This window comes from Streptomyces cyaneofuscatus (genome assembly GCF_000718135.1).
Classification (GTDB): Bacteria; Actinomycetota; Actinomycetes; order Streptomycetales; family Streptomycetaceae; genus Streptomyces; species Streptomyces cyaneofuscatus.
Window position 1 is genome coordinate 33,048 of the sequence record NZ_JOEM01000025.1, and the last position, 17,665, is coordinate 50,712.

Consider the following 17,665-nt stretch of genomic DNA (forward strand, 5'->3'; position numbering starts at 1 on the left):
AAACAACCGTTCTCCGAGTCAAGGAAGGGGCCGGAGGTTTAGGCTGGCAATTCAGTGAACACTCGTACTCCGAACGGCTTTCGTCTTCGTCGTCGTACAGAGAGGTCCCGCCGTGCTCGTCCTCGTCGCCGCGCTGCTTGTGCTGGGAATCGCCCTCGGGGCGGTCGCGCAGCTCCCGGTCCCGGTCTCCCTGGCCGCCGGGGCCGTGATCGGCTGCTGGCTGCTGATCTTCGCCGCACGTGAGCGCCACGCGCGCCGCACCCGCTGACCCGCGCCCACCCCGCCGTACGCGCACCAGCAACCGCACCCGCCGAGCCTGCCGCACCCGGACCGATCCGAAGGAGCTCGCACCATGACCCTCACCCTCATCGACCGCACCCGCCGCACGGACCATGCCACCGACCACGCCACCGAGCAGGGCGCCGGCCAGGGCGCCGACCACGCCACCGACCAGGGCGTGACCCCCGAGGCGGCCCCCGAGGCGCCTTCCGCCCAGGCCCCCGACCCCGCTCCGCGCCAGGCCACCGGCCGGGAGGCGGACGGTCTCGCCGTCGCCTCGTTCGTCCTCGGCCTCATCGGCCTGCTGGCGTTCAACCTGCTGCTGGGTCCCACCGCGATCGTGATGGCGCTGCTCTCCCTGGCTCGCCGCACCCGCCGCCCCGGCCGCGCCTACCTGGGCCTCGCGCTCGGCGTCGCCGACCTCGTCGTACTGGCCGTCCTCGTCACCGTCAACGGCGCGGTCGCCTGGAACCTCGGCGCCTGACGCGGGCGCCCTGAGCCGCTCCCCCCGTTCCGGATCGGGCTCCGGACCGGGTTCCGGGCGGGTCCGCGCATCCCGGCACGACCGTGCGCGGTCGCCGCACCGGGACGCGCCCGCCATGCGCCCCACCCCGGGCTCGTAGAATCGGCCCCACCATGGCCTACCTCGACCACGCCGCGACCACGCCGATGCTTCCCGAAGCGATCGAGGCGATGACCGCCCAGCTCTCCGTCACCGGCAACGCGTCCTCCCTGCACGCGGCCGGGCGCAGGGCCCGCCGTACCGTCGAGGAGTCCAGAGAAGCCCTCGCCGACGCCCTCGGCGCACGCCCCAGCGAAGTGGTGTTCACCTCCGGCGGCACGGAGGCCGACAACCTCGCAGTCAAGGGCCTCTACTGGTCCCGGCGCGACGCCGACCCCCGCCGCACCCGGGTCCTCGCGGGCCCCGTCGAGCACCACGCGGTCCTGGACGCCGTCGACTGGCTCGCCGAGCACGAGGGCGCCACCGTCGACTACCTCCCGGTCGATCGCTACGGCCGGGTCCACCCCGAGGACCTGCGCGAGGCGATCCTCCGCAACCCCGACGACGTCGCGATGATCACCGTGATGTGGGCCAACAACGAGATCGGCACGATCATGCCGGTACGGGAACTGGCTTCGGTCGCCGCCGAGTTCGGGATCCCGATGCACGCCGACGCGGTGCAGGCCTTCGGTCAGCTGGAGGTCGGCTTCGCCGCCTCAGGGCTGGCCGCGATGACGGTCAGCGGCCACAAGATCGGCGGCCCGTTCGGCATCGGCGCGCTGCTGCTGGGCCGCGACCACACCCCCGTACCCGTTCTGCACGGCGGCGGCCAGGAGCGGCACGTGCGCTCGGGCACCCTGGACGTGCCCGCCATCGCTTCCTTCGCGGTGGCGGGGCGGCTGGCGGCCGAGAGGCGCGAGCACTTCGCCCGGCGCGTCGGCGGACTGCGGGACGACCTGGTGGCCGCTGTGCGCCACGCCGTCCCGGACGCCGTCCTCGGCGGCGATCCGGACCCGGCCGGGCGGCTCCCGGCCAACGCGCACTTCAGCTTCCCCGGCTGCGAGGGCGACTCCCTCCTGCTCCTCCTGGACGCCCAGGGCATCGAGTGCTCCACCGGCTCCGCCTGCACCGCCGGGATCGCCCAGCCCAGCCACGTACTGCTGGCCACCGGCACCGACCCGGACCTGGCCCGGGGCACCCTGCGCTTCTCGCTCGGCCACACCTCGACCGAGGAGGACGTGAAGGCGCTGGCCCAGGCGATCGGCCCGGCGGTGGAGCGGGCGCGGACGGCCGGACTGAGCTGAGACCGGCTGTTACTCGGCGCGTGTGGCGGAAGGCGACGGCGTCGGCGGTGCCGTCGCCGCCCGCTTCACCAGCTTCAGATAGCGGTCCCAGTCCCAGTGCGGCCCAGGGTCCGTGTGGTCGGTGCCCGGCACCTCCACATGCCCGATGATGTGCTCCCGGTCGACGGGTATGTCGTACCGCGCGCAGATCGACGCCGTGAGCCGCGCCGACGACTCGTACATCGCCTTCGTGAGGTCCTTCGGCCGGTCCACGAAGCCCTCGTGCTCGATGCCGACGGCCCGCTCGTTGAAGGAGCGGTTGCCCGCCTGGTACGCCACGTCCAGCTCGCGGATCATCTGCACCACCCGCCCGTCCTGGCCCACGATGTAGTGCGTCGCGGCCCGGTGGGCGGGGTCCTGGAAGACCCGTACCGCGCTGTCGAAGCTGCCCTGGGTGACATGGATGATCACGCGGTCGATCCGGAAGTCGTCCGGGCGGTCCGCCCGCCGCCAGTTCGCCTCGGACGCGGCGACCCAGGTGGCGGCCCCGTAGTCCAGCTCACCGGGCTTGCGGGGCTTCTCCACGCCCGGCACCCGCCACCACGCCCGCTTCACCTCGTCGCGCACGAGCACGGCGACGGTCCCGGCCGCCACCACACCGCCGCCGCCGATCAGCAGCGCGCGCCGGCTGACGCCGCCGGAGGGCTTCTTCCGCGAAGCCCTGCGTGACGACGTGCCTGAGGGCTTGCCCGACGCCCCGGTGCTCCCGTTGTTCCCCATGTGATCGTCAACGCTTATCCGCGAGCGTTCGGTTCCCGGCGCCCCGTACTCTGGAGGGGCTATGACTCAGACTTCCCAGCGCCCCCTGCGTGTCCTCGCCGCGATGTCGGGCGGCGTGGACTCCGCCGTCGCCGCGGCCCGTGCCGCCGAAGCGGGCCACGACGTGACCGGTGTCCACCTCGCCCTGTCCGCGAACCCCCAGTCCTTCCGGACCGGGGCGCGCGGCTGTTGCACCATCGAGGACTCCCGGGACGCGCGCCGTGCCGCCGACGTCATCGGTATCCCGTTCTACGTCTGGGACCTCGCGGAACGTTTCCGCGAGGACGTCGTGGACGACTTCGTCGCGGAGTACGAGGCCGGGCGCACGCCCAACCCCTGCCTGCGATGCAACGAGAAGATCAAGTTCGCCGCGCTGCTGGACAAGGCCCTCGCCCTCGGCTTCGACGCCGTCTGCACCGGCCACTACGCCGCGGTCGTGCTCGCCGAGGACGGCAGCCGTGAGCTGCACCGCGCCTCCGACATGGCCAAGGACCAGAGCTATGTGCTGGGCGTCCTGGACGAGAAGCAGCTCGCCCACGCCATGTTCCCGCTCGGCGACACCCTCACCACCAAGGACGAGATCCGCGCCGAGGCCGAGCGCCGGGGCCTGGCCGTCGCCAAGAAGCCCGACAGCCACGACATCTGCTTCATCGCCGACGGTGACACCCAGGGCTTCCTGGCGAACCGCCTCGGCGGCCCGGCCGAGGGCGACATCCTGGACGAGTCCGGTACGAAGCTGGGCACCCACGACGGCGCGTTCGGCTTCACCATCGGCCAGCGCAAGGGCCTGAAGATCGGCCACCCCGCCCCCGACGGCAAGCCGCGCTACGTGCTCGACATCTCCCCGGTGAACAACACGGTCACGGTCGGCCCCGTCGAAGCTCTGGACGTGACGTCCCTGACCGCGATCAAGCCCCGCTGGTGCGGAACGCCTCCGTCCGGCCCGGGCTCGTACACCGCCCAGCTCCGCGCCCACGGCGGCGAGACCGAGGTGACGGCCGAGCTGGTGGACGGCTCCGAGCTGCACGTCACCTTCACCGAGCCGGTACGGGGCGTGGCCCCGGGCCAGGCGGTCGTCCTGTACGACGGCAGCCGGGTCGTCGGCTCGGCCACCATCGCGACGACGGTGCGGCGCGAGCGAGTGAGCGCGGGCTGAGCCGGCCTACGACGCCTGGCGTACGTAGACGTCCCGGGCGAAGAAGTCCGCCAGCACCGGGGCGAGTACCTGCGGCGCCACCTCCCGCATCTGGCCCGTCAGCGTGCGGTGCCGGGCGCGCGGCAGGGCCTCGGCCAGGGTCCGGGTGGACGCCCGGGCCCTGGCCGAGCTGAAGCCGCCGCAGACCACCAGCGTGCGGGCGGTGACGGCGGTGAACCGCTCGGCCGGGATCGCCCCGTCGCCCAGCAGCGCGTCGTCGTACGCCAGGGTGTGCGCCAGCGCCTCCAGGCCTGCCCACAGGGGCGCGCGCCGCATCCGGGCCACCGTGGCCGGGTCGACGCCCGTCGCCGTGAGGAACAGCTCCACCGCCCCGGCCCGGTCCCCGGCCGCCAGCAGCCCGTGCAGCCGGTCCGTGCAGCGGGCCTTGAAACGGAGGCCGGAGGCGCCGGGGGTGTAGGGCGGTTCGTAGACGGCGAGCAGGCCGACGGGGAGCCCGGCGGCGGCCGCCTCCAGGGCCAGCGCGCCGCCGGAGGACATCCCGAACACCGACGCGCCGGTGCCCGCCGCACGTACGACAGCGCTCAGGTCCTCGATCTCCCGGCGCACGCCGTCCGCACCGCTGCCACTGGCGCCGCGCCCCCGGCGGTCGTACGTGACCACGGTGAAGCGCGGCGCCAGCAGGGCCGCCAGGGGCGCGTCGGTCGCCGCGGTGCTCAGTGCCCCGCCCACCAGCACCAGCGGTGGCCCCTCGCCCTGACGGCGGTAGGCGATCGGCGTGGAGTCCGCGGAGAGAATCCTGTCCATGGGAGGGGAGACCGGGGCGGACCGGAAAACTCATCGCTCCGGCGGAAGAATCCCGCGCGGCGCAGGTCAGTCGGCCACCGGCTCCGTCTCGTAGAAGCAGAAGTGGTCCTGGATCGCGGCGACTTCCGGCTTCGGGTCCGGGTAGGCCCAGACGAGGTCGGCGGCGCCGGGGAGCGACCAGTAGGAGGCGTCCCCCTTGAACGGGCAGTGGGTGGTGGTGTCCGACGGGGTGAGCAGCTCGGTACGGACGTCCTCCGGCGGCAGGTAGTAGCGGTCCGGGCAGCCCGTCTCGCGCAGGATGAGGGGGCGGCGGCTCTCGGCCAGCACCTGGCCCTCGTGCACCGCCCTGACGTGCACGGTGCCCGGCTCGACGGTGATGTGGTGTCCTCGGGTGGAAGTCATGCTTCTCTCAGCGGCGTACGGACCGGGAAACTTCCCCGAACGCCGGACCTTCCCCACAACGGGGGAGTGTCCGAGGCGGGTCGTACGGTGGTTCCATGAACATCTGCGTCTTCCTCTCCGCCGCCGACCTCGACGACCGCTACACCGTGCCCGCCCGGGAGTTCGCCGAGCTGCTCGGCAGAGGCGGGCACACCCTGGTCTGGGGCGGTTCGGAGAGTGGCCTGATGAAGGTCGTCGCGGACGGGGTGCAGGAGGCGGGCGGGCGGCTCGTGGGGGTCTCGGTCGACTTCCTGGCCGCGAAGGCCCGCGAGAACGCCGACGAGATGGTGATCGCCCGCGACCTCGCCGAGCGCAAGGCCCTCCTCCTGGCGAAGTCCGACGCGATCGTGATCATGGTCGGCGGGACCGGGACGCTGGACGAGGCCACCGAGATCCTGGAGCTGAAGAAGCACGGCAAGCACACCAAGCCGGTCGTCCTGCTCAACACGGCGGGCTTCTACGACGGGCTGCGCCAGCAGTTCCAGCGGATGGAGGACGAGGGGTTCCTCCCGCTGCCCCTCACCGAGCTGGTCTTCTTCGCGAAGGACGGCGTCGGCGCGCTGGCGTATCTGGAGGAGTCCGCCGGTCTTCAGTAGAAGAGCCGGATCTAGGATCGCCCCATGCCTACCCACCTCATCACCGGCGCCGGTTCCGGCATCGGGGCCGCTGTCGCCCGCCGCCTCCTGGAGCGCGCCGACGACCTCGTCCTGCTCGCCCGTGACGCCGGCCGCGCCAAGGAGTTCGCCGACCGCTACCCGGGCGCGCGGACCCTCGTCGGCGACCTCTCCAACCCCGACCGGCTCTCCTGGGCGTTCGGCCAGCAGCCCATGCCCGAGCGGATCGACACCCTGCTGCACATCGCGGGCGTCGTCGAGCTCGGCACGGTCGGCGAGCTCACCCCCAAAGCTTGGCACTTCCAGCTCAACGCCAACCTCATCGCCCCCGCCGAGATCACCCGCCTCCTCATCCCGCAGCTCCGCGCCGCCCAGGGCCACGTCCTGTTCGTGAACTCCGGCGCCGGGCTCAACGCCCACGCCGGGTGGAGCGCGTACGCCGCGAGCAAGCACGGCCTCAAGGCGCTCGCCGACGCGCTGCGCCACGAGGAGCACGGCAACGGCGTGCGGGTCACCTCCGTCTACCCCGGGCGCACCGCCAGCCCCATGCAGGCCAAGGTGCACCAGCAGGAGGGCAAGGAGTACGACGCCGCCCGCTGGATCGACCCCGAGTCGGTGGCCACCACGATCCTCATGGCGATCGACCTGCCGCGCGACGCCGAGGTCAACGACCTCACCGTCCGCCCCGGCCGCTGACCCCCGGAAGCCGTTCCCGGCCGCTGACCCCGGCGCCCCGCGTACGCCGAGCGCACGCGGGGGACCGTAGGCTTCCCGCGTGAGCGAGAAGAGCAAGTTGAGCGGGTGCCCGGCGACCGGGATCGGGTCGATGCCCGGGGGAGACGCGAGGGAGGCGGCGAAGACCGTCACCGGCTCCTTCGCCGACGGCCAGGGCATGCCGTACCTGGCGGAGCTGCCGGCGCGCGGACCGGGCGCCGACATGATCGGCCGGACCATCGGCATGCTCGTCGAGATGTACGGACACGTCGAGCCGAGCGGCTGGCGGATCAGCGACCGGCCCGGCCGCGACACCCGCCGCGCCCGCTCCTGGCTGGGGGAGGACCTGGACGCCCTGGAGGAGTTCACCCAGGGGTACGAGGGCCTGCTCAAGGTCCAGGCCGTCGGCCCGTGGACGCTGGCCGCCGGCCTGGAACTGCGCGGCGGCGAGGCGATGCTGGGCGACCCCGGAGCCTGCCGTGACCTGGCCGGTTCGCTGGCCGAGGGGCTCCGCGCCCACCTCGCCGAGGTGCGCCGTCGCATGCCCGACGCCGAGGTGGTCCTCCAGCTGGACGAACCCTCCCTGACCGCCGTCCTGCTGGGCCGGGTCCGCTCCGCCAGCGGCTACCGCACCTACCGGGCCGTCGACCGCCAGGTCGTCGAGTCGGCGCTGCGCGACGTCCTCGCCGTCGCGGGCGAGGAGGGGACGACGATCGTCCACTCCTGCGCCCCCGAGGTGCCGTTCGCGCTGCTGCGCCGGGCCGGGGCCGCCGGAATCTCGTTCGACTTCTCCCTCCTCACGGAGCGTGAGGAGGAGACGATCGGGGAAGCGGTCGAAGGCGGCACCCAGCTGTTCCTGGGCGTGGTGCCCTCCACCGACGCGGCAACGACGGCATTGTCGGACCCGGGCGGTAGCGTCATGGGGGTCAGGACGCTGTGGAGCAGGCTGGGGCTGAATCCGGGGACTCTCGCCGAGTCCGTCGTGATCACTCCGTCGTGCGGTCTCGCGGGCGCGTCGCCCGCCTATGCCCGCGCCGCGCTCGCCCACAGCGCCCGGGCGGCGAGGTCGCTCGCGGACAACCCTGAGTGACGGGGACGACGGGTACACAGGAGGACGGGACGATGGCGGGCGAAGAGCGGGTGGAGCAGGAGAGTTCGGTCCCGGCGGGCGTGCGGGAGACCCACGCACTGCTGGCCGAGCAGATCGAGGAGCACCGCTTCCGGTATTACGTGAAGGACCAGCCGGTCGTCAGCGACGCCGAGTTCGACCGGCTGATGCGCTCCCTGGAGGCCCTGGAGGACGAGTATCCCCAGCTCCGGACCCCGGATTCCCCGACCCAGAAGGTGGCGGGGCCCTACATCACGGAGTTCACCTCCGTCGAGCACCGCGAGCGGATGCTCTCCCTGGACAACGCCTTCGACGACGAGGAGCTGGCCGCCTGGGCCGAGCGCGTCGCCAAGGACGTCGGCACGCCCGACCACCACTTCCTGTGCGAGCTCAAGGTGGACGGGCTCGCCGTCAACCTCACCTACGAGCACGGCCGGCTGACCAGGGCGGCGACCCGGGGGGACGGCCGCACCGGTGAGGACATCACGCCCAACGTCCGCACCATCGCCGAGATCCCGCACCGCCTCAAGGGCGAGGACATCCCCGCGTTGGTCGAGATCCGGGGCGAGGTCTTCTTCCCGATGGAGGCCTTCGAGGAGCTGAACGCCCGGCTGGTGGCCGCCGACGACAAGCCGTTCGCCAACCCGCGGAACGCGGCGGCCGGTTCGCTGCGCCAGAAGGACCCCAAGGTCACCGCCACCCGCCCGCTCCACATGGTGGTGCACGGCATCGGCGCACACGAGGGCCTCACCCTCGACCGCCTCTCCCAGGCCTACGAGCTCCTCCACACCTGGGGCCTGCCCACGGCCAAGCACAACAAGGTCGTCGACTCCCTCGCAGGCGTACGGGAGTTCATCGCGTACTTCGGCGAGCACCGGCACTCCGTGGAGCACGAGATCGACGGGGTCGTCGTCAAGCTCGACGAGATCCCGCTCCAGGGCCGGCTGGGCTCCACCTCGCGCGCCCCGCGCTGGGCCATCGCCTGGAAGTACGCCCCGGAAGAGGTCAACACCAAGCTGGTCAACATCCGCGTCGGCGTCGGCCGCACCGGCCGGGTCACGCCGTACGCCCAGGTCGAGCCGGTCGAAGTGGCCGGTTCCGAGGTCGAGTTCGCCACCCTCCACAATCAGGAGGTGGTCAAGGCCAAGGGCGTCCTCATCGGCGACACCGTGGTCATCCGCAAGGCGGGCGACGTCATCCCGGAGATCCTCGGCCCTGTCGTCGACCTGCGCGACGGCACCGAGAAGGCGTTCGAGATGCCGACGCACTGCCCCGAGTGCGGTACGGAGCTGCGCGCGATGAAGGAGGCCGACATCGACCTCCGCTGCCCCAACGCCCGCACCTGCCCCGCCCAGTTGCGCGAGCGGGTCTTCTATCTCGCCGGGCGCAAGAGCCTGGACATCGACCACTTCGGCTATGTGGCCGCCGCCGCCCTGACCCGGCCCCTGGAGCCCGCCGAGCCGGTCCTCAAGGACGAGAGCGGCCTGTTCGACCTCACCATCGAGGAGCTGCTGCCGATCCGGGCGTACGTCCTGGATCAGGACAGCGGGCTGCCCAAGCGCGACCCGAAGACGGGTGAGGAGAAGATCGCGACGGTCTTCGCCAACAAGCAGGGTGAGGCGAAGAAGAACGCGGTGGCCATGCTGGAGGGCATCGCCGCGGCCAAGGAGGCGCCGCTGGCCCGGATCCTCACCGGGCTCTCCATCCGGCACGTCGGCCCCGTCGCCGCCCAGGAGCTGGCCCGCCAGTTCCGCTCCATCGACCGGATCGACGAGGCCACCGAGCAGGAGCTGGCCGACGCGGACGGCGTCGGCCCCATCATCGCCGCCTCCGTCAAGCAGTGGTTCGCCGAGGACTGGCACCGCGAGATCCTGCGCAAGTGGCGCGAGGCCGGGGTCCGGATGGCCGACGAGGGTTCGGACGAGGAGCAGGGCCCCCGCCCCCTCGAAGGGCTCACCGTCGTCGTCACCGGCACCCTCACCGCCTACACCCGGGACGGCGCCAAGGAGGCGCTCCAGAGCCTCGGGGCGAAGGTCACCGGATCGGTGTCGAAGAAGACCGCCTTCGTGGTCGTCGGCGACAACCCCGGCTCCAAGTACGACAAGGCCATGCAGCTGAAGGTCCCCGTGCTGGACGAGGCCGGGTTCGCCGTCCTCCTCGAACAGGGCCCCGACGCGGCCCGGGATGCGGCCCTGTCCGTACCGGAAGCGGCCCCGGGAGCCGCGCCGGAAGCTGACGCGGAAGCCCCGGAAGCCGCGCCCGAGTAGACCACCGCCCCCCGGCGACGCGCCCGCCACTCCCGGACATCCTCTGTTCGCCGGATCGAGACGACTTCGAGACGTGGCCCCGGCGTGGCGCGCCCCGGGTGGGGAAGAAACGGGGCAGAGGGGCGAAGAAGGGTCGGCCGGAGCCCGAACGGCCCACCGACGTCACCCGTTCGGCGCATAGCAGATGGTGACGGGTCGTCGGTTCGCCTTCGGCAAGAGCTGTAGAGCGCTGCCCCTGGAAGCCTTTCGCGGCCTACTGTTGAGGGGTAGCGCCTGCCGTGCACCGGCCGCCCGTACGGGGCCGTGCGAGCAAGGGAGCGGGGGCCACCGAGGGACTTCGGCACCGCCGGCTGTGAGAGGGACGGAATGAAACCGACCGAGAGCGCCGCCCCGGTGTCGCGGCTGCAAGGTTTCGTCGGCCTCACGTCCCCCGTGGGCGCCGCCGTCATCGGGATCGCCGCGTTACTTCTGGCGGCCGGCTTCTACCGGACCGTGCAGGACGGCCACGCCCTCTTCCCGGACGGCACCGTGGGCTGGTCGATCGCCGTGCTCACCGGGATCATCGTCGGCCATCTGGTCGCGCTCGGCCGCGACCGCTGGTGGGGCGGCACCGGCTCCGGGGCCGCCCTCACCCTCGCCGTGCTGCTGCTCTACGGCTGGCTGCCCGCGGGTCTGGTCAGCCTGGTCGTCGTGGTCCTCGTCGGGAGCGCCCGCAGACACCGCTGGTGGCAGGGGCTCCTGCACGGCGCGGTGGACATCCTCGGCATCGCGGCGGCGGCGCTCGTGCTGGCCGCGTTCGGCGAGGTGCCGACCGTGGAGCGGCCCTGGCTGCCACTCGACTGGGGCATCGCCGCCGTCCCGGAGCTGCTCCTGACGGCGTCGACGTATCTGCTCGTCACCCGGGTCCTGCTGTGGTACGCGGGAGCGCCCCAGAACGGCGGGCTGCCGACCATCGCCCGCACCGCCCTGCTGCGCCAGGGGCTCGTCGCCGTGGCCCTGCTCGGCCTCGCCCCGCTGATCTGCGTCGTCGCGATGTCCATGCCCGTCGTGCTGCCGCTCTTCGCGGTCCCGCTGATCGCCCTGGACTCCACGCTCTGGATCGCCCGCGCCCGCGCCGAGGAGCAACTGCGCGACCCGCTGACCGGCCTGCCCAACCGCCAGTGGCTGCTGGAGCGGACCTGGTCGGCCCTGGAGGACGCCGAGAGCGTGGGCACCAGGTCGGCGCTGGTCCTGATCGACCTGGACCGCTTCCGCGCGGTCAACGACACCCTCGGCCACCTCGCCGGGGACCGGCTGCTGCTCCAGATAGCGGAACGCCTCCGCCTCGCCCTGCCGCCCGGCGCCGAGGCCGCCCGGCTCGGCGGCGACGAGTTCGCCGTACTCCTGCCGCAGGCCGACTCGACCACCAGCGCCCAGCGGGTCGCCCGCCACCTGGTGGCCGAGCTGTCCTCACCGCTCGACCTGGACGGTCTTGTCCTCGTGCTGGAGGCCAGCGCCGGGGTCGCCGTCTACCCGGACCACGCGCTGGACGCCGAGGGGCTGCTCCGCCGCGCGGACGTCGCGATGTACCAGGCCAAGCGCGACCGTACGGGCGTGGAGGTGTACGAGTCCAAGCGGGACAGCAACACCCCCGACCGGCTCGGGCTCCTGGGCGACCTGCGCCGGGCGCTGGACGCGGGCGACGTCGAGCTGCACTACCAGCCCAAGGTCCGCTTCGACGGCCAGGTGGCCGGCCTGGAGGCGCTGGTGCGCTGGGTGCACCCCGAGCGCGGCCGGGTCCCCCCGGACGAGTTCATCGCCATCGCGGAGTCGTCGGGGCTGATGCCGCACCTCACGGAGTACGTCCTGGAGACGGCGCTGGCGCAGGTCGCCCGGTGGCGGGCGCAGGGCCTGTTCGTGCCGGTCGCGGTCAACGTCTCCCCGCGCGACGTGCACACCCCCGGCTTCGCGGGCGGTGTCGCCGCCCGCCTCGCCCGGCACGGCGTCCCGGCCTCGGCGCTCCAGCTGGAGATCACCGAGCACGTCCTGCTGGAGGACCCGCAGCGGGCCGCCGACACCCTGGCCGGGCTGACGGCGCACGGCGTGAAGATGTCCCTGGACGACTTCGGTACGGGGTACTCCTCCCTCGTCCATCTGCGCCGGCTGCCGGTGAGCGAGCTGAAGATCGACCGGTCCTTCGTGGCCCGCCTCGCCCTGGACCACGAGGACGGCGAGATCGTCCGCTGCACGATCGACCTGGCCCACTCGCTCGGCCTGGTCGTCGTCGCCGAGGGCGTCGAGGACGACGAGACCTGGGAGCGGCTGCGGGACCTGCGGTGCGACGCGGTGCAGGGCTGGCTGGTGGCGGCCGCGATGCCGCCCCAGGAGACGACGGCCTGGCTCCGGGCCCGCGGCCGGCACGGCTGGCGCCGCCCCGCGGAGCTGGAGGCCCAGGCGGCGGCCGCCGCGGCGAACGGCAAGCCGGACGCCGAGCAGCACCAGCCCCAGGGGCGTACGGTCTCGGGCCCGGCGACGACCTGAGGCACGGCGGCGGGCCGGGCAAAAAGGGTGGGCCGATCGGGGTGGGGTACCCGGCCTCGGGGGACCCCATAGGATTGGGCCCAAAACCACACACCAACCCCTGAGGATCGCTGCATGCCTGGCATCACGCGCGAGGAGGTCGCCCACCTCGCCCGGCTGGCGCGTCTGGAGCTGAAGGGCGAAGAGCTCGATCACTTCGCCGGTCAGCTCGACGACATCATCGGCGCGGTCGCCCGCGTCTCCGAGGTCGCCGACCAAGACGTACCGCCGACCTCCCACCCGCTGCCGCTGACCAACGTCATGCGCGCGGACGAGGTCCGTCCGTCGCTCACCCCCGCGCAGGCGCTCTCCGGCGCCCCGGCCCAGGAGCAGCAGCGTTTCAAGGTGCCGCAGATCCTGGGGGAGGACTAATCGCCATGACGGACCACAGCACCATCATCAAGCTCACCGCGGCCGAGATCGCCGCGAAGATCGCCTCCGGCGAGCTCACGGCCGTCGAGGTCACCGAGGCCCACCTGGCCCGGATCGACGCGGTAGACGAGAAGGTCCACGCCTTCCTGCACATCGACCGCGAGGGCGCCCTCGCCCAGGCCCGTGCCGTGGACGCCAAGCGTGAGGCGGGCGAGAAGCTCGGCCCGCTGGCCGGTGTCCCGCTCGCGCTGAAGGACATCTTCACCACCAAGGACATGCCGACCACCGTCGGTTCCAAGATCCTTGAGGGCTGGGTCCCGCCGTACGACGCCACGCTCACCCAGAAGCTGCGCGCCGCCGACGTCGTCATCCTCGGCAAGACCAACATGGACGAGTTCGCCATGGGGTCCTCCACCGAGAACAGCGCCTACGGCCCCACCGGCAACCCGTGGGACCTCACCCGCATCCCCGGCGGCTCCGGCGGCGGCTCCTCCGCCGCCCTCGCCTCCTACGAGGCCCCGCTCGCCATCGGGACGGACACCGGCGGCTCGATCCGCCAGCCCGCCGCCGTCACCGGCACGGTCGGCGTCAAGCCCACCTACGGCGGCGTCTCCCGCTACGGCATGGTCGCCTTCTCGTCCTCGCTCGACCAGGGCGGGCCCTGCGCCCGTACGGTCCTGGACGCTGCCCTGCTCCACGAGGCGATCGCCGGGCACGACCCGCTGGACTCGACGTCCATCGACGCCCCGGTCCCGCCGGTCGTCGAGGCCGCGCGCAACGGCTCCGTCCAGGGCATGCGCGTCGGCGTCGTCAAGCAGTTCCGCGGCGAGGGCTACCAGGCCGGTGTCCTCCAGCGCTTCGACGAGTCGGTCGAGCTGCTGAAGTCGCTGGGCGCGGACATCGTCGAGCTGGACTGCCCGTCCTTCGACCTGGCGCTCTCCGCGTACTACCTGATCGCGCCCTCCGAGTGCTCCTCCAACCTGGCCCGCTTCGACGCCATGCGTTACGGCCTGCGGGTCGGCGACGACGGCACGAAGTCGGCCGAGGAGGTCACCGCGCTCACCCGCGAGGCCGGTTTCGGCGACGAGGTCAAGCGCCGCATCATCCTGGGGACGTACGCGCTCAGCTCCGGCTACTACGACGCGTACTACGGCTCGGCCCAGAAGGTCCGCACCCTCATCACCCAGGACTTCGAGAAGGCCTTCGAGCAGGTCGACGTGATCGTCTCCCCGACGACCCCGACCACCGCCTTCCCGATCGGCGAGCGCGCCGACGACCCGATGGCGATGTACCTCGCGGACCTGTGCACCATCCCCACCAACCTGGCGGGCAACTCCGCCATGTCGCTCCCCTGCGGCCTGGCCCCGGAGGACGGGCTGCCGGTCGGACTGCAGATCATCGCCCCCGCCATGAAGGACGACCGGCTGTACAAGGTCGGAGCCGCCGTCGAGGCCGCCTTCGTGGAAAAGTGGGGGCACCCGCTGCTTGAGGAGGCTCCGTCGCTGTGAGTGCCATGGCAAAGAAGGCCAGTAACTTCAAGAAGTCCAAGACCGGGCTGTACGTCGCGCTCGGCAGTACCGCGTTCGGCGCGATCAGCGTCGCCAAGCAGGCGAAGCTCGCCCGCAACGACAACGACGTGCTGCGTCTCGTCGACGCGGCCGTCTCCGCGGCCGCCATCGTCACCGGACTCGCGATCCTCTATCGCGAACTGAAGCGTCTCGGCGACGACGACGTCCTGCTGGGCTGAGAGGGAAAAGTTTCACCGTGACTGTCACTGACCTGGTGTCGTACGAGGACGCGCTCGCGTCCTACGACCCCGTCATGGGCCTCGAAGTCCATGTCGAGCTCGGAACGAAGACGAAGATGTTCTGCGGCTGCTCCACGGAGCTGAAGCAGGACGCCAACTCCCAGACCTGTCCGGTCTGTCTCGGACTGCCCGGCGCGCTGCCGGTCGTCAACGAGATCGGCGTGGAGTCGGCCATCAAGATCGGCCTCGCGCTCAACTGCGAGATCGCCGAGTGGTGCCGCTTCGCCCGGAAGAACTACTTCTATCCGGACATGCCGAAGAACTTCCAGACCTCCCAGTACGACGAGCCGATCGCCTTCGACGGCTATCTGGACGTCCAGCTGGAGGACGGGGAGATCTTCCGGGTGCAGATCGAGCGCGCCCACATGGAGGAGGACACCGGCAAGTCGACGCACGTCGGCGGCGCCACCGGCCGTATCCACGGCGCGTCCCACTCCCTGCTCGACTACAACCGGGCCGGCATCCCGCTCATCGAGATCGTCACCAAGCCGATCGAGGGAGCGGGCGCCCGCGCCCCCGAGGTCGCCAAGGCGTACGTCGCCGAGCTCCGCGAGCTGATCAAGGCGCTCGGGGTCTCCGAGGCGCGCATGGAGATGGGCCAGATGCGCTGCGACGTGAACCTGTCGCTGCGCCCCAACGGCACCGAGAAGTTCGGCACCCGCTCCGAGACGAAGAACGTGAACTCGCTGCGTTCCGTCGAGCGGGCCGCGCGCTTCGAGATCCAGCGCCACGCCGCCGTGCTGTCCTCGGGCGGCACGATCGTGCAGGAGACCCGGCACTTCCACGAGGAGGACGGCTCCACCACGGCCGGCCGCATCAAGGACAACGCCGAGGACTACCGCTACTTCCCCGAGCCCGACCTGGTGCCCGTGGCACCCGCCCGCGACTGGGTCGAGGAGCTCCGCAAGGGCCTCCCCGAGCTGCCCCGGCTGCGCCGGGCGCGGCTCAAGGAGGAGTGGGGCGTCTCGGAGCACGACATGCAGTCCATCCTCAACGCGGGCGCGGTCGAGCTGATCGTCGCCACGATCGAGGCGGGCGCCCCGGCGGACCAGGCCCGCAAGTGGTGGATGGGCGAGCTGGCCCGTAACGCCAACGAGACCGGCCGCGGCCTGGACGAGCTGCCGATCACCCCGGCGCAGCTCGCCCGGGTGGCCGCGCTCGTCGCCAAGGGCGACCTCAACGACAAGCTGGCCCGCCAGGTCATCGAGGGCGTCCTCGCGGGCGAGGGCGACCCTGACACCGTCGTCGAGAAGCGCGGCCTGAAGGTCGTCTCGGACGAGGGCGCGCTCTCCACGGCCGTGGACGCGGCCATCGCGGGCAACGCGGCCATCGCGGACAAGATCCGCGGCGGCAAGGTCGCGGCGGCGGGCGCGCTCGTCGGCGCGGTCATGAAGGCCACCCGCGGCCAGGCGGACGCGGCGCGCGTGCGCGAGCTGATCCTGGAGAAGCTCGGCGTCGAGGGCTGATCCCCTGATCGTCCCGAAGGGGCGGTGCGCCCGTACGTACTCACCTACGTGCGGGCGCACCGCCCCTTCATCCGTGAACCCTCGCTCTGAGAGACCGCCCTGAACACCGTCACCGCCGAGCTCGTCTCCTTCGCCCTCCTCCTGGGCGTCCTCGCCTTCGCCGTCGTACGCCCCAGGGGCCTGCCCGAGGCGACCGTCGCCGTGCCCGCCGCCGTCCTCGTGGTGGTGGTGGGGGCGGTGTCGTGGCCCGAGGCCCGGGAACAGGTCGGCGAGCTGCTGCCCGTCGTCGGGTTCCTCGCGGCGATCCTCGTGCTGGCTCAGCTCTGCGCGGACGAGGGGCTCTTCCGGGCCGCCGGGGATCTGGTGGCGCGCGCCTGCCGGGGGCAGACCCGGCCCCTGCTCGGCGGGGTCTTCGTCGTCGCCTCGCTCATCACCGCCGTCCTCAGTCTGGACGCCACCGTGGTCCTGCTCACCCCGGTGGTCCTCGCCACCGCCGCGCGGGTCGGCGCGCGGCCCCGCCCGTACGTCTACGCCTGCGCGCACCTCGCCAACTCGGCCTCCCTCCTGCTCCCCGTCTCCAACCTCACCAACCTCCTGGCGTTCACCGCGAGCGGCCTCTCCTTCACCCGGTTCGCCGCGCTGATGGCGCTGCCGTGGCTCGCCGCGATCGCCGTGGAGTACATGGTGTTCCGCCGCGCGTTCAAGGCCGACCTGGCCGCCGGGGCGCACGCGCCGGATCCCGAGGCCGAGCGCACGCCCGTACCCGTCTTCACGCTCGTCGTGCTGGCGCTGACCCTGGCCGGCTTCGTCGTCACCTCGTTCGAGGGAGCCGAGCCGCTGTGGGCGGCGCTCGCGGGAGCGGCCGTGCTCGCCGTACGGGCCCTCGTCAAGCGCGAGACCACGCCGCTCGCCGTCGTCCGCTCGGCCAACCCGCTGTTCTGCCTCTTCGTCCTCGCGCTCGGCGTCGTCGTCAAGGCGGTCGTCGACAACGGCCTCGGCGACGGGATCGCCGCCCTCCTGCCCGACGGCGACACGCTCCCCGCGCTGCTCGGCGTCGCCGTGGTCGCCGCGCTGCTGGCCAACCTGATCAACAACCTGCCCGCGATCCTCGCCCTGCTCCCGATCGTCGCGTCGGCAGGCCCCGGACCGCTGCTCGCCGCCCTGATCGGGGTGAACATCGGCCCCAACCTCACGTACGTCGGCTCCCTCGCCACCCTCCTGTGGCGCCGCATCCTGCACGCCCACGGGGACGCCCCGGAACTCGGTCAGTTCACCCGGCTGGGGCTCGCGACCGTACCGGCGACGCTCCTCGCGTCCACCCTCGCGCTGTGGGGATCGCTGCACCTCATCGGGGTGTAGGGCGGCTCTTGGACTTCTCGTCCGACCTCTTGGACGTTCACCACCGGGCCGTACGCAGTCCTTCCCGGCGCCACCTGACCTGACTAGCTTCCCGGCTGTAACCACCGAAAACGGG

At 72.3% G+C, this 17,665-nt stretch carries 17 protein-coding genes; 14 read left to right on the forward strand and 3 right to left on the reverse strand.

The genetic code is table 11. The features are described from left to right. Nucleotides 1-112 precede the first annotated feature (112 nt). The 3 genes from IF17_RS1000000139380 (at nt 113) to IF17_RS0131345 (ending at nt 2,085) form a co-directional block, all read left to right on the forward strand. On the forward strand, nt 113-268 hold the full coding sequence (locus IF17_RS1000000139380) for a hypothetical protein (RefSeq protein WP_030573285.1): 156 nt from the start codon (nt 113-115) through the stop codon (nt 266-268). 84 nt (nt 269-352) lie between these two features. After that, nucleotides 353-763, forward strand: a complete 411-nt coding sequence (locus IF17_RS0131340) for a DUF4190 domain-containing protein (RefSeq protein WP_030573287.1) — start codon at nt 353-355, stop codon at nt 761-763. Nucleotides 764-915: 152 nt separating this feature from the next. Continuing rightward, nucleotides 916-2,085, forward strand: a complete 1,170-nt coding sequence (locus IF17_RS0131345; protein ID WP_030573289.1) for a cysteine desulfurase family protein — start codon at nt 916-918, stop codon at nt 2,083-2,085. Nucleotides 2,086-2,094: 9 nt separating this feature from the next. On the opposite strand, the gene IF17_RS0131350 is transcribed toward IF17_RS0131345, so the two are convergent. Continuing rightward, complete coding sequence (locus IF17_RS0131350; protein WP_030573292.1) at nt 2,095-2,844, reverse strand: N-acetylmuramoyl-L-alanine amidase; 750 nt, start codon at nt 2,842-2,844, stop codon at nt 2,095-2,097. A 61-nt stretch (nt 2,845-2,905) separates the two neighbouring features. On the opposite strand from IF17_RS0131350, the gene mnmA reads away from it, so the two are divergent. After that, the gene (gene mnmA / locus IF17_RS0131355; RefSeq protein ID WP_030573294.1) at nt 2,906-4,039 is read left to right on the forward strand and encodes a tRNA 2-thiouridine(34) synthase MnmA; all 1,134 of its coding nucleotides are present in this window, start codon (nt 2,906-2,908) and stop codon (nt 4,037-4,039) included. Between the two features lie 6 nt (nt 4,040-4,045). Here mnmA and IF17_RS0131360 read toward each other — a convergent pair whose 3' ends face one another. After that, entirely contained in the window at nt 4,046-4,843 is a 798-nt protein-coding gene (locus IF17_RS0131360) for an alpha/beta fold hydrolase (protein WP_030573297.1), read from the reverse strand. A 66-nt stretch (nt 4,844-4,909) separates the two neighbouring features. Then, a complete protein-coding gene (locus IF17_RS0131365; protein WP_030573300.1) occupies nt 4,910-5,245 on the reverse strand; it encodes a DUF427 domain-containing protein in 336 nt (111 codons plus the stop codon). 95 nt (nt 5,246-5,340) lie between these two features. Here IF17_RS0131365 and IF17_RS0131370 point away from each other — a divergent pair, with 95 nt between their 5' ends. The 10 genes from IF17_RS0131370 to IF17_RS0131415 all read left to right on the forward strand — a co-directional run bounded on the left by IF17_RS0131370 (nt 5,341) and on the right by IF17_RS0131415 (nt 17,550). Further along, the gene (locus IF17_RS0131370; protein ID WP_030573303.1) at nt 5,341-5,880 is read left to right on the forward strand and encodes an LOG family protein; all 540 of its coding nucleotides are present in this window, start codon (nt 5,341-5,343) and stop codon (nt 5,878-5,880) included. Nucleotides 5,881-5,904: 24 nt separating this feature from the next. Further along, on the forward strand, nt 5,905-6,594 hold the full coding sequence (locus tag IF17_RS0131375; protein ID WP_030573306.1) for an SDR family oxidoreductase: 690 nt from the start codon (nt 5,905-5,907) through the stop codon (nt 6,592-6,594). A 79-nt stretch (nt 6,595-6,673) separates the two neighbouring features. Then, nucleotides 6,674-7,702, forward strand: a complete 1,029-nt coding sequence (locus IF17_RS0131380) for a methionine synthase (protein ID WP_030573310.1) — start codon at nt 6,674-6,676, stop codon at nt 7,700-7,702. A gap of 32 nt (nt 7,703-7,734) precedes the next feature. After that, nucleotides 7,735-9,987 (forward strand): NAD-dependent DNA ligase LigA, encoded by a 2,253-nt coding sequence (ligA, locus tag IF17_RS0131385; RefSeq protein WP_030573313.1) that lies wholly within the window; start codon nt 7,735-7,737, stop codon nt 9,985-9,987. A gap of 366 nt (nt 9,988-10,353) precedes the next feature. Next, entirely contained in the window at nt 10,354-12,507 is a 2,154-nt protein-coding gene (locus IF17_RS0131390; protein ID WP_030573315.1) for a putative bifunctional diguanylate cyclase/phosphodiesterase, read from the forward strand. Between the two features lie 114 nt (nt 12,508-12,621). Further along, on the forward strand, nt 12,622-12,918 hold the full coding sequence (gene gatC / locus IF17_RS0131395) for an Asp-tRNA(Asn)/Glu-tRNA(Gln) amidotransferase subunit GatC (protein ID WP_003966094.1): 297 nt from the start codon (nt 12,622-12,624) through the stop codon (nt 12,916-12,918). A 5-nt stretch (nt 12,919-12,923) separates the two neighbouring features. Next, nucleotides 12,924-14,426, forward strand: coding sequence for an Asp-tRNA(Asn)/Glu-tRNA(Gln) amidotransferase subunit GatA (gene gatA, locus IF17_RS0131400; protein ID WP_030573318.1), 1,503 nt, complete (start codon nt 12,924-12,926; stop codon nt 14,424-14,426). A gap of 5 nt (nt 14,427-14,431) precedes the next feature. Further along, a complete protein-coding gene (locus IF17_RS0131405) occupies nt 14,432-14,665 on the forward strand; it encodes a hypothetical protein (protein WP_018509752.1) in 234 nt (77 codons plus the stop codon). Between the two features lie 17 nt (nt 14,666-14,682). After that, entirely contained in the window at nt 14,683-16,191 is a 1,509-nt protein-coding gene (gatB, locus tag IF17_RS0131410; protein ID WP_030573320.1) for an Asp-tRNA(Asn)/Glu-tRNA(Gln) amidotransferase subunit GatB, read from the forward strand. A gap of 99 nt (nt 16,192-16,290) precedes the next feature. Then, nucleotides 16,291-17,550 carry an arsenic transporter gene (locus IF17_RS0131415; protein ID WP_032772892.1) on the forward strand — a complete coding sequence of 420 codons (1,260 nt, stop codon included), beginning with the start codon at nt 16,291-16,293 and terminating at the stop codon, nt 17,548-17,550. The last annotated feature ends 115 nt before the right edge of the window (nt 17,551-17,665 follow it).

Bases quoted from the DNA above. Each gene is read 5' to 3' on its own strand.
- IF17_RS0131375 (WP_030573306.1), top strand. From the start codon at position 5,905: ATGCCTACCCACCTCATCACCGGCGCCGGTTCCGGCATCGGGGCCGCT.
- gatA (WP_030573318.1), top strand. From the start codon at position 12,924: ATGACGGACCACAGCACCATCATCAAGCTCACCGCGGCCGAGATCGCC.
- IF17_RS0131405 (WP_018509752.1), top strand. From the start codon at position 14,432: ATGGCAAAGAAGGCCAGTAACTTCAAGAAGTCCAAGACCGGGCTGTAC.
- IF17_RS0131370 (WP_030573303.1), top strand. From the start codon at position 5,341: ATGAACATCTGCGTCTTCCTCTCCGCCGCCGACCTCGACGACCGCTAC.
- IF17_RS0131365 (WP_030573300.1), bottom strand. From the start codon at position 5,245: ATGACTTCCACCCGAGGACACCACATCACCGTCGAGCCGGGCACCGTG.
- IF17_RS0131360 (WP_030573297.1), bottom strand. From the start codon at position 4,843: ATGGACAGGATTCTCTCCGCGGACTCCACGCCGATCGCCTACCGCCGT.
- mnmA (WP_030573294.1), top strand. From the start codon at position 2,906: ATGACTCAGACTTCCCAGCGCCCCCTGCGTGTCCTCGCCGCGATGTCG.
- IF17_RS0131345 (WP_030573289.1), top strand. From the start codon at position 916: ATGGCCTACCTCGACCACGCCGCGACCACGCCGATGCTTCCCGAAGCG.
- ligA (WP_030573313.1), top strand. From the start codon at position 7,735: ATGGCGGGCGAAGAGCGGGTGGAGCAGGAGAGTTCGGTCCCGGCGGGC.
- IF17_RS0131390 (WP_030573315.1), top strand. From the start codon at position 10,354: ATGAAACCGACCGAGAGCGCCGCCCCGGTGTCGCGGCTGCAAGGTTTC.
- IF17_RS0131340 (WP_030573287.1), top strand. From the start codon at position 353: ATGACCCTCACCCTCATCGACCGCACCCGCCGCACGGACCATGCCACC.
- IF17_RS0131350 (WP_030573292.1), bottom strand. From the start codon at position 2,844: ATGGGGAACAACGGGAGCACCGGGGCGTCGGGCAAGCCCTCAGGCACG.
- gatC (WP_003966094.1), top strand. From the start codon at position 12,622: ATGCCTGGCATCACGCGCGAGGAGGTCGCCCACCTCGCCCGGCTGGCG.